Origin of the sequence: Brevibacterium permense (assembly GCF_025506275.1) — a bacterium.
Taxonomy (GTDB): domain Bacteria; phylum Actinomycetota; class Actinomycetes; order Actinomycetales; family Brevibacteriaceae; genus Brevibacterium; species Brevibacterium permense_A.
Genome location: NZ_QYCP01000006.1, coordinates 1 through 383, shown reverse-complemented (window position 1 = coordinate 383; position 383 = coordinate 1). Strand labels below are relative to the sequence as shown.

The 383-nt window shown below is 46.2% G+C and carries 1 protein-coding gene; it reads right to left on the bottom strand.

The window, feature by feature from the left end:
* On the bottom strand, window positions 1-319 hold a 319-nt coding region (locus D3I60_RS01310), incomplete at its 3' end, for a GGDEF domain-containing protein (RefSeq protein WP_262774297.1).
* Window positions 320-383: the final 64 nt, after the last annotated feature.

The window sequence follows — 383 nt, the reverse complement described above, 5'->3', positions numbered from 1 at the left end:
ATAATAATTCTTTGCCATTGCCGGGCTGATAGGTACATAGACCAATACTAACGGTAACTGGCTGCTCCCTCATATGGGATAATGGCATGCTCTCAATCCGCTGGCGGATTTGCTCCGCCTGCTCAGCCGCCTCTTCAGCGGTTGTATCCGTAAATATAATCGCGAATTCTTCCCCTCCATAACGTGCGGCGAAGTTATTCGTATTGAGCAGCTCTGTAATGCAGCCTGCGGCATCCTTGAGGACAATATCTCCTACCCAATGGCCGTAGGTATCATTGACTTTCTTGAAATTATCAATATCAATCAATGCCAAATGCAGTGAGACTCCATTGGTTTCACAATGCAGAATCAGGTTCTCCAGGTACTCATGGAAAGTCTTATGG